The organism is Kosakonia beeri (assembly GCF_054165705.1).
Genome location: NZ_CM135106.1, coordinates 4332863 through 4348989 on the forward strand (window position 1 = coordinate 4332863; position 16127 = coordinate 4348989).

A 16127-nucleotide genomic window follows, 5' to 3' on the forward strand; every position below is an offset into this window, starting at 1 on the left:
GCCATCATGGACAGAAAACCGACGCTGGTTGTCGCTCTCGGCGGCAATGCACTACTCAAACGTGGCGAACCTCTTGAAGCGGCAATCCAAAGGCAGAACATCGATCTCGCCGCCCGCACCATCGCCGCGCTGACCGGGCAATGGAACGTGGTGCTGGTGCACGGCAACGGGCCGCAAGTCGGCTTGCTGGCGCTGCAAAATAGTGCCTATGACAAAGTGACACCCTACCCGCTCGACATTCTGGGAGCGGAAAGCCAGGGAATGATTGGCTACATGCTGCAACAGGCACTGAAAAATCAGCTGCCACAGCGTGAAGTGAGCGTCCTGCTCACACAGGTCGAAGTGGATGCAGCCGATCCGGCATTCCGCAACCCGACCAAATATATCGGCCCGGTTTATAGCGAAGCGCAGGCAAATGCGTTACAGCACGAAAAAGGCTGGTTATTCAAAGCCGACGGGCGTTATTTCCGTCGCGTTGTTCCCTCTCCACAACCCAAACGCATTGTAGAAAGCGACGCCATTATGGCGCTGATCCAGCGAGACCATCTGGTGATCTGTAACGGCGGTGGCGGCGTGCCGGTGGTGGAAAACGCCAACGGCTACCACGGTATTGAAGCCGTGATCGACAAAGACCTCTCCGCCGCGCTACTGGCACGCCAGATCGAAGCCGATGCCCTGCTGATCCTGACCGATGCCGACGCTGTCTATCTCGATTGGGGAAAACCGACGCAGCGCCCGCTGGCGCAAATCTCACCCGCGGTTCTGAAAGAAATGACCTTCGACGCCGGTTCGATGGGCCCCAAAGTCGCCGCCTGTCGCCAGTTCGTTGAAGCCTGCAACGGCATCGCCGGGATCGGCGCACTGGCCGATGGCCTTTCCATCCTCGCCGGGGATAAAGGCACTCTGATTCGTAACTGATTTCATAAGGACACTGAAATGACTATCACGCTGAAAAACCGTAACTTTCTTAAACTGCTGGACTACACACCGGCCGAGATCCAACACCTGATCGATCTGGCCATTACGCTAAAAGCCGACAAAAAAGCCGGGCGAGAAAAGAAAACACTGGTCGGCAAAAACATTGCGCTGATCTTTGAAAAAACCTCTACCCGCACCCGTTGCGCGTTTGAAGTTGGTGCTTTCGATCAGGGCGCACAGGTGACTTATCTCGGGCCAAGCGGTTCACAAATTGGCCATAAAGAATCAATGAAGGACACTGCACGCGTACTGGGCCGGATGTATGACGGCATTGAATATCGCGGTTACGGGCAAGCGATCGTGGAAGAGCTGGGGCAATATGCTGGCGTGCCGGTATGGAACGGCTTAACCAACGAGTTCCACCCCACGCAGATCCTCGCCGATCTGATGACCATGCTGGAGCATGCGCCCGGTAAGTCCCTGCAAGATTTGAGTTTTGCCTATCTGGGCGACGCCCGTAACAACATGGGTAACTCGCTGATGGTGGGGGGGGCAAAAATGGGGATGGATATCCGCCTGGTGGCACCGAAGTCCTTCTGGCCGGAAGAGACGCTGGTTGCCCGCTGCCGCGACATTGCGCAGCAGACCGGCGCTCGCATTATGCTCACCGAAGATGTGGAGGAAGGCGTTCAGGGTGTTGATTTTCTTTACACCGACGTCTGGGTGTCGATGGGTGAGCCGAAAGAAGCCTGGTCTGAACGCGTCAGCCTGATGAAACCCTATCAGATCAATGCCGCCGTAGTGAAAGCGACCGGCAACCCTAACGTCAAATTTATGCACTGTCTGCCCGCCTTCCACAACGAGCACACCAAAGTGGGCAGTGAAATTGAAATGGCGTACGGGTTGAAAGGGCTGGAAGTCACCGAAGAGGTGTTTGAGTCCCCTGCCTCTATCGTCTTTGACGAAGCAGAAAACCGTATGCACACCATTAAAGCGGTCATGGTGGCAACACTCGGCGACTAACCTTCACCCGGCGCGCCACGGGTGCGCCGGGGCTACGGAGAACATCATGGGCAAGTTCAAATTCCCTTCCGCTTACACCATTCTCTTTTGTCTGATTGCCGCTGTTGCAGCACTAAGCTGGGTGATCCCCGCCGGGCAGTATCAAATGGCAATGAACCCGGCGCTCGGTAAAGAGGTGCCCATTGCCGGAACCTATGCGCACGTTGCAGCCCATCCACAAGGGCTGATTGCGGTGATCATGGCGCCAATCAGCGGCCTCTACGATCCCGTGAGCGGCCAGGCGGGCGCCATTGATGTGGCGTTATTTATTCTGATCATCGGCGGTTTTCTGGGCATCGTCACCAAAACAGGGGCGATCGATGCCGGTATTGAGCGCGTCACTACCCGTCTGCGCGGGCGTGAAGAGTGGATGATCCCGATTCTGATGGCGCTCTTCGCCGCAGGCGGCACCATCTACGGTATGGCGGAAGAGTCGTTACCGTTCTATACGTTGCTGGTGCCGGTGATGCTGGCTGCCGGGTTCGATCCAGTGGTTGCGGCCTCGACCATCCTGCTCGGCGCGGGGATTGGTACACTCGGTTCGACCATCAACCCCTTTGCCACGGTGATTGCCGCCAACGCCGCCGGGATCCCCTTTACCCACGGCATGATCCTGCGTGTTGTTATGTTATTAACTGGCTGGCTAGTCTGCGTGGCGTGGGTGATGCGTTACGCGCGGAAAGTGCGGAGTAACCCGGCGCTATCAATAGTCGCCGACAAGCAGGAAGAAGACCGGGCCTGGTTTCTCGGCAATAAATCGGCACAGTCGCTGGCGTTTACGCCGGTTCGAAAAATTATCCTGATGATTTTTGTGCTGGCTTTCGCGGTGATGATTTACGGCGTTTCGGTGCGCGGCTGGTGGATGGCGGAGATCTCGGCGGTGTTTCTCGCCAGTGCGATTATCATTGGCGTTATTGCCAGAATGAGTGAAGAGGAGCTGACGTCCACCTTTATCAACGGTGCGCGGGACTTGCTGGGCGTGGCACTGATTATTGGCATTGCGCGCGGCATCGTGGTGATCATGGATAAGGGAATGATTACTCACACGATTCTGCACAGCGCAGAGGGCATGGTCAGCGGGTTATCCACGATTGCGTTTATCAACGTGATGTACTGGCTGGAGGTGGTGCTGTCGTTTCTTGTGCCTTCTTCATCCGGGCTGGCGGTTCTGACGATGCCGATCATGGCGCCGCTGGCTGATTTCGCTAACGTCAACCGCGACCTGGTGGTCACGGCCTATCAATCGGCATCTGGCCTTGTCAATCTGGTCACGCCCACCTCCGCGGTGGTGATGGGCGGTCTGGCGATTGCTCATGTTCCCTATGTGCGTTACCTGAAATGGGTGGCACCGCTGCTGGCGATCCTGACTGTTCTGATCATGGCGGCGTTGAGCCTTGGCGCCCTGCTGTAGCGTACCGGATGACGCTGTGCTTATCTGGCCTACAGTCAGGTTTATGTAGGCCCGGTTGCACTGTATTGCCGGGCTGTTGGCACATCAATGGGAAAAATAACATGAACGAATATGGAGATTATTCTGCAAAAGAGCAGCTACAGCTGGAGGTTTGCCAGCGTCTGATCAGCGAAAAAAGCTACCTCTCGCAGGAGGAAATTCGCCGCGATCTGCAGGATCGCGGTTTTGACAGTATCAGCCAGTCTACCGTTTCCCGTCTGTTGAAATTGCTCGGCGTGATTAAAATTCGCAACGCAAAAGGGCAAAAAATTTATTCGGTAAATCCGCAGTCACGTCCCGCGCCGGATGCCGCCAGATCGGTATCTGAAATGGTGGTCAGCGTCGAGCACAATAGCGAATTTATCCTTATCCATACGGCGGCAGGCTATGGCCGCGCCGTGGCTCGGATTCTGGATTACCAGCAGTTATCCGGCGTGCTCGGGGTGGTGGCCGGCAGCAGCATTGTCTGGGTCGCTCCGCGTGAGGTCGCACGCACTGCGCTGGTGTACAAGCAAATAAAATATTTACTTAAAACGCATTTATATTCATAGAGAACCGTTTGCCATGATTAAAATGTGCATCATTCGCTTGATCCGCAAAAACAGCTGCGTATAATCCGGGACAATTTGCCGGGAGGATGCATGGTCAAGTGTGTACGACAAACTGTCTTACCGCGCCTGAAAAAGGGCGCTGACCTGCCGTTTTTCTTTCCCGTTGCTCACCGTATTCCACAGCCCCTCTATTGAGGGGCTTTTTTTTTGCGCAGTCGTCAGGAGATAAACATGGCTAACCCGCTGTATCAAAAACATATCATTTCCATAAACGATCTCAGCCGCGAAGAACTGGAACTGGTACTCGACACCGCAGCACGCCTGAAGGCTAACCCCCAGCCAGAACTGCTGAAGCATAAAGTGATCGCCAGTTGTTTCTTTGAAGCCTCTACCCGCACGCGTCTCTCTTTCGAAACGTCGATGCACCGACTCGGCGCCAGCGTCGTCGGTTTCTCTGACAGCAGCAACACCTCGCTTGGCAAGAAAGGTGAAACGCTGGCAGACACCGTCTCGGTGATCAGCACCTATGTGGACGCTATTGTGATGCGACACCCACAGGAAGGTGCGGCACGACTGGCCACGGAGTTTTCTGGCGGCATTCCGGTCCTGAACGCAGGCGACGGCGCGAATCAGCACCCGACGCAAACCTTGCTGGATCTGTTTACCATTCAGGAAACGCAGGGCCGCCTGGAAAATCTTCATATCGCGATGGTCGGCGACCTGAAGTATGGCCGTACCGTGCACTCGCTGGCGCAGGCGCTGGCCAAGTTCAGCGGTAACCGTTTCTACTTTATCGCGCCGGATGCGCTGGCAATGCCGCAGTACATCCTCGACATGCTGGATGAGAAAGGCATGGCCTGGAGCGTACACGCCAGCATCGAAGAGGTGATGGCAGACGTCGATATCCTGTATATGACCCGCGTGCAGAAAGAGCGCCTCGACCCGTCGGAATACGCCAACGTTAAAGCGCAGTTTGTGCTGCGCGCCAGCGACCTGACCGGGGCGCGCAGCAATATGAAAGTGCTGCACCCACTGCCGCGTGTTGATGAAATCACCACCGATGTGGATAAAACGCCGCACGCCTGGTATTTCCAGCAAGCCGGTAACGGTATTTTCGCCCGCCAGGCACTGCTGGCGCTGGTTCTCAATCGCGATTTGGCTCTGTAAGGGAGAATGACAATGACTCACGATAATAAACTGCAGGTCGAAGCCATCAAATGCGGCACCGTGATTGACCATATTCCGGCACGGGTCGGCTTTAAGCTGCTGACGCTGTTCAAACTGACCGAAACCGATCAACGCATCACCATCGGCCTGAATCTGCCATCGGGCGAGATGGGCCGTAAGGATTTGATTAAAATTGAAAACACCTTTCTGACCGCCGAGCAGGTTAATCAGTTAGCACTGTATGCCCCGCACGCCACGGTAAACCGTATTGACGATTACGAAGTTGTGGGTAAATCGCGCCCGAGTCTGCCGGATCATATTGTCGGCGTGCTGGTGTGCCCGAACAGTAACTGCATCAGCCACGCGGAGCCGGTCTTCTCCAGCTTCGCCGTGAAAAAACGGGCGGACGATATCGCGCTGAAGTGCAAATACTGTGAGAAAGAGTTCTCGCACCATGTGGTGCTGGCGAACTAATTGCGGTTGGTATTGGGGTACGCCCTCCCTATAATGAGCAGGAACCCCTATTTGTAGTCATTCAGGAACTATTATGACCAAAGTTATCGCGACGGAAAATGCACCAGCAGCTATCGGCCCGTATGTGCAGGCTGTTGATCTTGGCAATATGATCCTTACTTCCGGTCAGATCCCGGTTGATCCGAAAACGGGTAGCGTGCCGGACGACATCGCAGCACAGGCGCGTCAGTCGCTGGAAAACGTGAAAGCAATCGTCGAAGCGGCGGGTCTGAAAGTGGGCGACATTGTGAAAACCACAGTGTTCGTCAAAGATCTTAATGATTTCGCGACCGTAAACGCCACCTACGAAGCGTTCTTTACTGAGCACAATGCCGCGTTCCCGGCGCGCTCCTGCGTGGAAGTGGCACGTCTGCCGAAAGATGTGAAGATCGAAATCGAAGCCATTGCTGTACGCCGTTAAGACACGGGCCTGATGGCGGTTCCGTCATCAGGCCTGCGCTCTTCAGAGCCGGACATACTCACTCGCTGTCCGGCTCTTTTATTATCGGTTATGTGTTGCCCGCAGCAGTGTTTCCAGCGGTACGACGGCGGCAATCACCACTTCATCCTGGGTCTTCGCCGCATTATCCAGCTCATTCTGAATCGCGGTAATTTCGCCCTCATCCAGCGTTCCCTGCCTCGCCACCAGATCCGTCAGCCGCAGGCCAATCGCTGCCAGTTTGTCGACCTCGGTTATTACCGGCTGCATCGGTTTTAACAGCGCGTTGCTGGTGCTGAGCGCCAGCGCATCGCTGGTATTGTTCTGCCAACGGTTGAAGATATGGCGCAGTGCATCGGCACTTTCGCTATCTTCTGCATCGCTGACCAGTCGCTCGGCCCATTTATTCATCTGCCGCACGGTATAGCTCTCTGCAGCCAGCGCATCGGCAAAACGGTTAAGCGGCTCAAACTGATGGTAATTGCCCGCCTGGAATTTCAGATGCTGGCGCGTGTAGTAATGCGCCGGTTCAATCGCCTGGGCGAGGATTTGTAGCGGCACCGTATCGGCACTGTTCGCCAGACGGGTAAACTGTGCGAGTTGCTGGCTATGCTGCTGCAGACCAACCGAAACCGTGGACCAGCTGTCCATCGCTTGCAGGCGGGTGTACATATTGTCGATATCGTTCACATCCTGCGCCGACCACAAGCGCTCTGCCACCGCAAACGCGCGCGGCCACAGTTTGATATCCAGTACGGGTGCCACGACGTTTTCCGCCCACAGCGCCGCTTCGCCCCCAAGCAGGTTCGCCTGTTGACTGGCGTCCGGCACCACGGGAGGCTTCCCGTCGGGTACCGCATCCAACCGCATACCGGAGATGGGGTAACGCGTATTGCCCAGCAGGAAATAGCCGCCGATGTTGTTCTCGTTAATGGTGATCACCGGTCGGGTTTCGCCCATCCAGCTGTCGACGGTAAACGTGACCTGATGGTCGCTGTACCAGTGAATGTTCTGCACAGCGCGCCGCGATTTCCCTTTAAAATCAATAAAGCCGCGCCAGCCTTCCCGGCCTTTCACCAGCGTAAAACTCCCTTCGACCGGGCTTCCTTTCAGGCGCGGCATCGAAAACGCCCAGCTCTGGGCACTGTCGTTATCGGTGAGCGTATCCACACCGTTCAACCCTTGCGGCACAATTTCATTGCGGTAGTGATAAGCCGTGTACTGCGGCTGATCGAGATAAAAGCCTGTCGAAAGGATACCTTTGTAACCCTGTTTCGCTACCTCGCCCAGCGCATCCTGCCCTTGCCAGGATTGGATCAAAATACGCTTCGGCAGATCAGGGTGGTAAATCTCATCCCAGCCAACCATCTGGCGGTGGTGTTTTTCGAGGAGTGTTTCCAGTTTGCGGTTGAAATAGGCCTGCAACGCATGGCTGTCGGCCAGCGCGTTTTGCTGCATAAATTGCTGGATCGCCGCATTGTTCTTCCATTGCGTGTCATCCACCTCATCGCCGCCAACATGCAGGTAAGGATCGGGAAAGATCGCGGCCAGTTCGCTGATCATTGTCTCAGCAAAAGCGTATGTTGCCGCTTTTGTCGGATCCAGCACCGGTTTCAGTACGCCCCAGTGACGTTCCATTGTGTAAGGCCCTGGCGCACTCATCAGCTCCGGGTAAGCCACCGCAATGGCCGATGCATGCCCCGGCATGTCGATTTCCGGCACCACACGAATACCGCGCACCATGGCATAACGCACCACATCGCGCATTTGATCTTCGCTGTACCACTGCCCATCGCTGGCGAGTTGGGTCAGTTTGGGGTAGCGCTTCGAGCTGAAGCGCCAGCCTTGATCGTCGGTTAAATGCCAGTGCAGGACGTTCAGTTTTGCCGCCGCCATACCGTCAATCTGGCGTTTGATGTCTTCGACGGGCACAAAATGACGGGCCGAGTCGAGCAGTAAACCACGCCACGGAAAACGCGGCGCATCATGAATGGTAACCCATGGCAGCGCGGTATTTTCTGCACCGTTTTGCATCAGTTGCAGCAGCGTTTCCATTGCGCGTAGCGCGCCGAAGCGTGTGTTTGCCGCGATTGCCACACCACTGGCGTCCACGTTCAGGGTGTAGCTTTCATCGCTATCCGGCATCGGCTGTGCGGGTACTTTATGGGCAATGGCGATCGTGATGGTGGCGGTGTTCGGGTGGTCCGCTTGCGGCTGGAGCGTCCAGCCGGTCTGGCGTGCAATACGCGCACGTAGTCGACTCACGGCATCACCCAGATCGTCGCCCTGGACGCGCACCGACAGCGCATTATCAAGTACCAGGCTTCCCTGCGTCGCCGGACGTTCAACATGTGCCGGCCACGGCATCAAGGGTAAATCCCCGGCGGGTGCAGCAAGGGCAGACGTGCCGAGCAGCAACCCGGCGGTTAAGAGGCTGTGACGTAACATAATGTTCCTTCAGACGGCGGGAAGGCGAAGTAGAACATTGGGTTAGCATGCGCCGGATGCGGGGTCAAGCGCACGGCCAGACGACGATCACAGGTTATTGAAATTAAGAGAAATACCCGGCTTTTATACCGGGTATTTAATGGGGTTATTGCCAGCCGTAACGACGGCTGTAGCGCCCTTTAACCCACTGGGTCAGCGTCATATAGCCTGCCAGGATAGCCACCAGCCAAGGGAAATAGCTGAGCGGCAGCGCCTGCAATTGCAGGTAAGTTGCCAGCGGCGAGAACGGCAGCGCAATGCCAACGCCAATAACCATCACCGTCATCGCCATCAGTGGCCATGCAGCGCGGCTCTGGATAAACGGCACGCGGCGAGTGCGGATCATATGCACAATCAAGGTTTGCGACAGCAAACCCACCACGAACCAGCCGGACTGGAACAGCGTTTGCGCTTCCGGCACGTTAGCCTTAAACACAAACCACATCAGGCAAAAGGTCAGAATATCGAAGATAGAGCTGATAGGGCCAAAGCAGATCATAAACCGCCCCAAATCGGCCGGGTTCCAGCGCTGCGGTTTCTCGATCTGTTCGTCATCGACGTTATCAAAGGGGATCGCCACCTGTGACACATCGTACAGCAGGTTCTGGATCAACAAGTGTAACGGCAGCATCGGCAGGAAGGGCAGAAAAGCGCTTGCCACCAACACGCTAAAGACGTTACCGAAGTTCGAACTGGCGGTCATTTTGATGTATTTCAGCATATTGGCGAAAGTACGACGCCCTTCAATCACCCCCTCTTCGAGCACCATCAGGCTCTTTTCAAGCAGGATAATGTCGGCCGCTTCCCGGGCGATATCCACCGCACCGTCAACAGAAATACCGATATCAGCAGCGCGCAGCGCGGGCGCGTCGTTAATGCCATCGCCCATAAAGCCCACCACATGCCCTTCACGTTTGAGCAAAGTCACAATGCGCTCTTTGTGCATTGGCGTCAGGCGGGCGAACAGCGTGGTACGCTTCGCCAGCGCGGCTAACGCATCGTCGCTCAGCGACTCAATCTCGTTACCCGTTACAGCCTCGCCAACGTCCAGCCCCACTTCGCGGCACACTTTGCTGGCAACCAGTTCACTGTCGCCGGTCAGAATTTTCACGGTAATACCACTGGCTTTTAGCGCTTTCAGCGCCGGAGCGGTACTTTCTTTCGGCGGATCGAGAAAGGCAATGTAGCCTTCAAGGATCAAATCCGACTCATCCACGCGCTGGTAGTCACCGCTGCGCGCCGGGAGATATTTTGTGGCAACGGCCACAACCCGCAATCCCTGCCGATTGAGATTACTGGTCACGCGCTCAATGCGGCGCAGCATGCTGTCATCCAGCGGAACAATCTCACCGTTGAAACGCACCTGCGAGCAAACGCTCAGGATCTCGGCCAGCGCGCCTTTGCAAATCAGTTGATGAACCTCCGCCTGCTGAGCCACAACAACTGACATCCTGCGGCGCTCAAAATCAAAAGGAATTTCGTCGATTTTGCGCCAGTCTGCCGCCAGCGTCCGGGCAACATCTGCATCGACGCCTTCCAGCACAGCGGTATCAAGCAGGTTTTTCAGCCCGGTCTGGTAATGGCTGTTCAGCCAGGCGCTGTGCAATACCCGCTCGCTGCTTTTACCGCTTATATCCGTATGATTTTCAAGTACAATTTTATCCTGCGTCAGCGTCCCGGTTTTATCGGTGCACAGAATGTCCATCGCGCCAAAGTTCTGGATCGCATCCAGATGTTTGACGATCACTTTTTGTTTCGACAGTTTCACCGCGCCGCGCGCCAGCGTGGAGGTCACAATCATCGGCAGCATTTCCGGCGTCAGGCCAACGGCGACGGACAGCGAAAACAGCGCCGCTTCCCACCAGTCACCTTTGGTAAAGCCGTTGATCAGCAACACAATCGGCGTCATTACCAACATAAAACGGATCAACAGCATGCTGACGCGACCAATCCCTTTCTGGAAGGCGTTCGGCTCGCTTTCCTGCTCGCTTACCCGCCCGGCCAGTTGTCCGAACCAGGTCTCCGCGCCAGTAGCGATAACCATTGTCTGCGCCGTGCCACTCACCACATTGGTGCCCATAAAGCACAACGTGTCGCATTCCAACGGATTCAGTTGCCCTTGCTGACGGGTCGTGGCCACCTTCTCTACGGGTAACGATTCACCCGTCAGCGAGGCCTGCGCAACAAACAGATCCCGCGCCTGAATCACCCGCAGATCGGCCGGGATCATATCGCCGGCGGCCAGCTTGACGATGTCGCCCGGCACCAGTTGATCAATAGGGATCTCGCACCAGACGTTTTCACCTTTCTCATTCACCACGCGCAACACGGTCGCGGTATTGCTGACCATCGCTTTCAGCGCATCCGCCGCTTTGGTCGAGCGTGCTTCCTGCAAAAAGTTAAGCAGCGTGGAAATCGCCACCATCAGGGCGATCACCCCGGCGGCAAACAGATCTTCCGAGGCATAAGAAAAGGCGCCAAGGCACGTCAGCAAAAGGTTAAAAGGATTGCGGTAACACACCCATAAATGTACCCACCACGGTGAGGGTTTTTGCGCCGGGATTAGGTTGGCACCGTGCGTTTCCCGCGCCAGTTCGACTTCCTGTGGATTCAGCCCTTCCGGGTGACTGGCGAACCTGTGCCACAGCTGATCCTGCGCCATCAAAGCCAGCGTCAGGCAGCGCTCGCTTAACGAAGCCGGAATATCGCCATGCGTGACATGCTGTACGCCGGGCAGCGGATCGCGCTGTACCAGACGACGTGGTAAATGGCGGTGAAGGCGAGCAAAAAGCTGCCGGGTCATGTTTTTCAGCATAATTGTGTCCTTGCCCCCGCATCTCGCGGGTGCATTCCTACACCTCATTTCACTCATGGCCTTGTTGTGGAGTGTGGTGTCGGCTCCCGGCGCTAAGCACCATGGTTCCGCCACCGAAACGCCCCGGCACATCAGGCAAGGTAAGGTGTAAATTGTTGACAAGTGGCGTAGCAAAGCCGCGCCAATTGGCGTTTATTGGACAGGGACGAAAATGGCGTCGCTGCCTTACGCATCCGGTAAGGCAGCAAAAGCGAGCTTACCGGAAAAGGTTTCTCCGTCGCGGGAGAGGGGTGGGATCGGGATCCATCTGGCCTCCGGTAAGTGAGTGAAAAGGGAATTATTGCGTGGCCGTATCATAACTCCGCTGAATTAAACCAAGCGTATACACACTTCTGTTTATCGGGTCGCGCCGCAAAGTGCATAAACCAGACTTTGCTCATTGTTGTGAGTTGGAACCAGGACGAAACTCCTTTATTCTGCAAACCGCCTTAATAAGGAACAGGACAGAGCGTATGCAAAACCGGCTGACGATCAAAGACATCGCGCGCTTGAGCGGCGTGGGTAAATCCACCGTTTCTCGCGTGCTGAATAATGAAAGCGGCGTCAGTGAGCGTACGCGTCAGCGGGTGGAGGCGGTGGTTAATCAGCACGGTTTCTCCCCGTCCCGTTCTGCCCGCGCCATGCGAGGGCAGAGCGATAAAGTCGTGGCGATTATTGTCTCCCGTCTTGATTCTCTGTCAGAAAATCTTGCCGTGCAGACCATGCTGCCCGCCTTTTATGAACAGGGCTACGATCCCATCATGATGGAAAGCCAGTTCTCGCCAACGCTGGTTGAGGAACATTTGCAGATGCTCAGCCGCCGCAATATTGATGGCGTGGTGCTGTTTGGTTTCACTGGCGTAACAGAGAGTTTGCTCGCCTCCTGGCAATCCTCACTCGTGTTGCTGGCACGCGACGCCAGTGGTTTTGCCTCGGTGTGCTATGACGATGAGGGCGCAATCCAGTTGCTGATGGAGAAGCTCTACGCGCAGGGTCATCGCCATATCAGCTTTATTGGCGTACCGCATAGCGATATCACCACCGGTAAACGCCGCCACGACGCCTATCTGGCGTTCTGCAAAACGCATCAACTTGCGCCGGTGTCAGCGTTGCCGGGTCTGGCTATGAAACAGGGTTATGAGCATGTGGCGGAGGTCTTAACGCCTGATACCACTGCGCTACTGTGTGCCACTGATACGCTGGCGCTCGGTGCCAGCAAATATTTGCAGGAGCAGCGAATTGATAACCTGCAACTCGCCAGCGTTGGCAACACGCCGCTGATGAAATTCCTGCATCCAGAAATAGTCACCGTCGATCCCGGTTATGCCGAAGCCGGTCGGCAGGCTGCCGCACAGCTAATCAATCAGGTCAATGGCCGCGCCGATCCACGGCAAATCATCATCCCACCACAACTGGTTTAACTGCCCCGCCGTACGGTTTATTGTGATCCTCGCCCGATTTCGGGAACGTTCCCATTTTCTATTAACGCGCTCCTGGTTACGCTTCTTTCCGGTCATTACCCAGCATTTCTCCCCCGAGAGGCACCACGATGAGCAAAGTAAATCAGGCAGACATTGAACAGCTGATCGCGCTGGTCGGCGGGCGCGAAAATATCGCCACCGTCAGCCACTGTATTACGCGGTTACGCTTTGTATTGAATAACCCGGCCGCCGCCGATCCAAAAGGCATTGAACAGTTACCGATGGTAAAAGGGTGTTTTACTAACGCCGGGCAGTTCCAGGTCGTAATCGGCACAAACGTGGGCGATTATTACCAGGCTCTGCGCACGGCCACCGGACTGGCGCATGCGGATAAAGAGCAGGCTAAGCTGGCAGCGCGGCAAAATATGAAATGGCACGAACGCCTGATTTCGCATTTTGCGGAGATCTTCTTCCCCCTGCTGCCAGCGCTGATCAGCGGCGGGTTGATCCTCGGTTTTCGTAACGTCATCGGCGATGTGCCGATGAGCAACGGGCAAACGCTGGCGCAAATGTTCCCTGCGCTGAAAACGGTCTATGACTTCCTGTGGCTGATCGGCGAAGCCATTTTCTTCTATCTGCCCGTCGGGATTTGTTGGTCGGCGGTGCGCAAACTCGGCGGTACGCCAATTCTCGGCATCGTACTTGGCATCACGCTGGTGTCGCCGCAGTTGATGAACGCGTATCTGCTCGGCTCGCAAACGCCAGAAGTGTGGAACTTCGGCCTGTTTAGCATCGCCAAAGTGGGTTATCAGGCGCAGGTGATCCCGGCTCTGCTGGCGGGTCTTGCTCTGGGCTTTATTGAAACCCGTTTAAAACGCCTGGTGCCGGATTACCTCTACCTGGTGGTGGTCCCGGTCTGCTCGTTGATCCTCGCTGTTTTCCTGGCTCACGCTCTTATTGGCCCGTTTGGCCGCCTAATCGGCGATGGTGTCGCCTTCGCCGTGCGTCATCTGATGACCGGTAGCTTTGCACCGATTGGCGCGGCGCTGTTCGGTTTCCTGTATGCCCCACTGGTGATCACTGGCGTGCATCAGACCACGCTGGCGGTCGATATGCAGATGATCCAAAGCCTGGGCGGCACGCCCGTATGGCCGATGATTGCGCTGTCGAATATTGCGCAGGGCTCGGCAGTGGTGGGCATTATTATCAGCAGCCGGAAACACAACGAACGTGAAATCTCTGTACCTGCCGCGATTTCCGCTTACCTTGGGGTGACGGAGCCGGCCATGTACGGCATCAACCTGAAATATCGCTTCCCCATGCTGTGCGCCATGATTGGCTCCGGCATCGCCGGGTTACTGTGCGGCCTGAACGGCGTAATGGCCAACGGGATTGGTGTGGGCGGATTGCCGGGGATCCTCTCCATTCAACCCGCATTCTGGCAGGTCTTTATGATGGCGATGGCCATCGCTGTGGTGGTTCCCATGGTACTGACATCATTTGTCTATCAACGCAAGTTCCGTCACGGCACCTTGCAGATTGTGTAATGTTTTGGGGCGCCTTTGCGCCCCTTCCTTTTTTGCAGGAAATCGCTATGAATACCCTTCCCCACTGGTGGCAAAACGGCGTTATTTACCAGATCTATCCCAAAAGTTTCCAGGATACGACCGGTAGCGGCACCGGCGATCTGCGCGGCGTGATCGCGCGTCTCGACTACTTACAAACCCTGGGCGTTGATGCCATCTGGCTGACTCCGTTCTATGTCTCGCCGCAGGTGGACAACGGCTATGACGTGGCCAATTACACGGCTATCGACCCTTTATACGGCACGCTGGACGATTTTGACGAACTGGTGGCACAGGCACATCAGCGTGGTATTCGTCTGGTGCTGGATATGGTGTTTAACCATACCTCGACGCAGCACGCATGGTTTCAGGCATCCCAGGATCCTGCGAGCCCTTATCGCGACTTCTATATCTGGCGCGATGGTGAACCGCAAACGCCGCCGAACAACTGGCGCTCCAAATTCGGTGGCGGCGCATGGCGCTGGCACAGCGAGAGCGGGCAATACTATCTCCATCTGTTTGCACCCGAGCAGGCCGATCTCAACTGGGAAAACCCGGCAGTACGCGACGAATTGAAAAAAGTGTGCGCCTTCTGGGCCGATCGCGGCGTCGATGGCCTGCGCCTCGATGTGGTGAATCTGATCTCCAAGGCGCAAACTTTCCCGGACGATCCTGAAGGTGATGGTCGCCGACACTACACAGACGGCCCACGTGCCCATACTTTTCTTCAGGAAATGAGCCGCGAGGTCTTTCAACCTCGCAACTTGATGACGGTAGGGGAAATGTCTTCTACCTCGCTGGCGCATTGCCAGCGCTATGCCGCACTGGACGGCAGTGAATTGTCGATGACGTTTAACTTCCATCACCTGAAAGTCGATTACCCCGGCGGCGAAAAATGGACGCTCGCGCGGCCAGATTTTAGTGCCCTGAAAGCGCTTTTCCGCCACTGGCAACAAGGCATGCATAATGTGGCATGGAATGCGTTGTTCTGGTGTAACCACGATCAGCCACGGGTTGTTTCACGCTTTGGTGATGAAGGCCCGCTTCGCACCGTCTCCGCTAAAATGCTGGCGATGATACTGCACGGAATGCAAGGCACACCGTACATTTATCAGGGTGAGGAGATCGGCATGACCAACCCCCACTTCACCCGAATTACCGATTACCGCGACGTTGAAAGCCACAATATGTTTGCTGAAAGGCGGGCTGCAGGCAGAGAGCCGGAAGAATTACTGGCGATCCTGGCCAGTAAATCACGTGATAACAGTCGCACGCCGATGCAGTGGACCGCACGCAAAAACGCCGGTTTTACCACCGGCGATCCGTGGATTGGCTTGTGCGATAACTACCGCGAGATCAACGTGGAAAACGCCGTCAGCGATCCTGGCTCCGTTTTCTACACCTATCAAACGCTGATCCGCCTGCGCAAAACCTTGCCACTCCTCACGTGGGGCGACTATCAGGATCTGCTCCCAGCCCACGCGGATTTGTGGTGTTACCGCCGCCAGTGGCAAGGGCAGACGCTGCTGGTTATGGCTAATCTCAGCAATGCGTGCCAGCCCTGGCGTCCTGAGATCATGCCTGGCAACTGGCAAGTATTGCACAGCAATTATGCCGAAGTTGCGTCCTGCCCCGGCGAGATGACCCTGCGCCCGTTTGAAGCGGTGTGGTGGCTGCAAGCCTGATTTTTCGACGTTGCG

14 protein-coding genes are annotated in these 16127 nt (G+C 56.0%); 11 read left to right on the forward strand and 3 right to left on the reverse strand.

The window, feature by feature from the left end; translation table 11 throughout:
- Nucleotides 1-6: 6 nt before the first annotated feature.
- The 8 genes from arcC (at nt 7) to ridA (ending at nt 6082) form a co-directional block, all read left to right on the forward strand.
- Nucleotides 7-918, forward strand: coding sequence for a carbamate kinase (arcC, locus tag ACUY4S_RS20530; RefSeq protein WP_312691135.1), 912 nt, complete (start codon nt 7-9; stop codon nt 916-918).
- 18 nt (nt 919-936) lie between these two features.
- A complete protein-coding gene (gene argF / locus ACUY4S_RS20535; protein ID WP_458021742.1) occupies nt 937-1941 on the forward strand; it encodes an ornithine carbamoyltransferase in 1005 nt (334 codons plus the stop codon).
- Nucleotides 1942-1987: 46 nt separating this feature from the next.
- Nucleotides 1988-3391, forward strand: a complete 1404-nt coding sequence (locus ACUY4S_RS20540; protein ID WP_312691133.1) for a YfcC family protein — start codon at nt 1988-1990, stop codon at nt 3389-3391.
- Between the two features lie 101 nt (nt 3392-3492).
- The gene (locus tag ACUY4S_RS20545) at nt 3493-3981 is read left to right on the forward strand and encodes an arginine repressor (RefSeq protein WP_312691132.1); all 489 of its coding nucleotides are present in this window, start codon (nt 3493-3495) and stop codon (nt 3979-3981) included.
- Between the two features lie 163 nt (nt 3982-4144).
- Nucleotides 4145-4210: a hypothetical protein gene (locus ACUY4S_RS20550; RefSeq protein ID WP_458021778.1), complete on the forward strand. Its 66-nt coding sequence runs from the start codon at nt 4145-4147 to the stop codon at nt 4208-4210.
- A gap of 2 nt (nt 4211-4212) precedes the next feature.
- Nucleotides 4213-5148 (forward strand): aspartate carbamoyltransferase, encoded by a 936-nt coding sequence (gene pyrB, locus ACUY4S_RS20555; protein WP_458021743.1) that lies wholly within the window; start codon nt 4213-4215, stop codon nt 5146-5148.
- Nucleotides 5149-5160: 12 nt separating this feature from the next.
- A complete protein-coding gene (gene pyrI / locus ACUY4S_RS20560; RefSeq protein WP_312691129.1) occupies nt 5161-5622 on the forward strand; it encodes an aspartate carbamoyltransferase regulatory subunit in 462 nt (153 codons plus the stop codon).
- Nucleotides 5623-5695: 73 nt separating this feature from the next.
- Entirely contained in the window at nt 5696-6082 is a 387-nt protein-coding gene (gene ridA, locus ACUY4S_RS20565) for a 2-iminobutanoate/2-iminopropanoate deaminase (protein ID WP_312691128.1), read from the forward strand.
- Between the two features lie 81 nt (nt 6083-6163).
- Here the strand turns inward: ridA and ACUY4S_RS20570 are convergent, their stop codons facing one another.
- From ACUY4S_RS20570 to mgtL, 3 genes are all read right to left on the reverse strand, one after another.
- Complete coding sequence (locus tag ACUY4S_RS20570; RefSeq protein WP_458021744.1) at nt 6164-8548, reverse strand: beta-N-acetylhexosaminidase; 2385 nt, start codon at nt 8546-8548, stop codon at nt 6164-6166.
- A 145-nt stretch (nt 8549-8693) separates the two neighbouring features.
- A complete protein-coding gene (gene mgtA, locus ACUY4S_RS20575; RefSeq protein ID WP_458021745.1) occupies nt 8694-11402 on the reverse strand; it encodes a magnesium-translocating P-type ATPase in 2709 nt (902 codons plus the stop codon).
- Nucleotides 11403-11658: 256 nt separating this feature from the next.
- On the reverse strand, nt 11659-11709 hold the full coding sequence (mgtL, locus tag ACUY4S_RS20580; RefSeq protein ID WP_312691168.1) for a mgtA regulatory leader peptide MgtL: 51 nt from the start codon (nt 11707-11709) through the stop codon (nt 11659-11661).
- Between the two features lie 205 nt (nt 11710-11914).
- Here mgtL and treR point away from each other — a divergent pair, with 205 nt between their 5' ends.
- The 3 genes from treR to treC all read left to right on the forward strand — a co-directional run bounded on the left by treR (nt 11915) and on the right by treC (nt 16112).
- Nucleotides 11915-12862, forward strand: coding sequence for a trehalose operon repressor TreR (gene treR / locus ACUY4S_RS20585; protein WP_312691126.1), 948 nt, complete (start codon nt 11915-11917; stop codon nt 12860-12862).
- A 128-nt stretch (nt 12863-12990) separates the two neighbouring features.
- Complete coding sequence (gene treB, locus ACUY4S_RS20590) at nt 12991-14409, forward strand: PTS trehalose transporter subunit IIBC (RefSeq protein WP_312691125.1); 1419 nt, start codon at nt 12991-12993, stop codon at nt 14407-14409.
- 47 nt (nt 14410-14456) lie between these two features.
- Nucleotides 14457-16112 carry an alpha,alpha-phosphotrehalase gene (gene treC, locus ACUY4S_RS20595; protein WP_458021746.1) on the forward strand — a complete coding sequence of 552 codons (1656 nt, stop codon included), beginning with the start codon at nt 14457-14459 and terminating at the stop codon, nt 16110-16112.
- Nucleotides 16113-16127 lie beyond the last annotated feature (15 nt).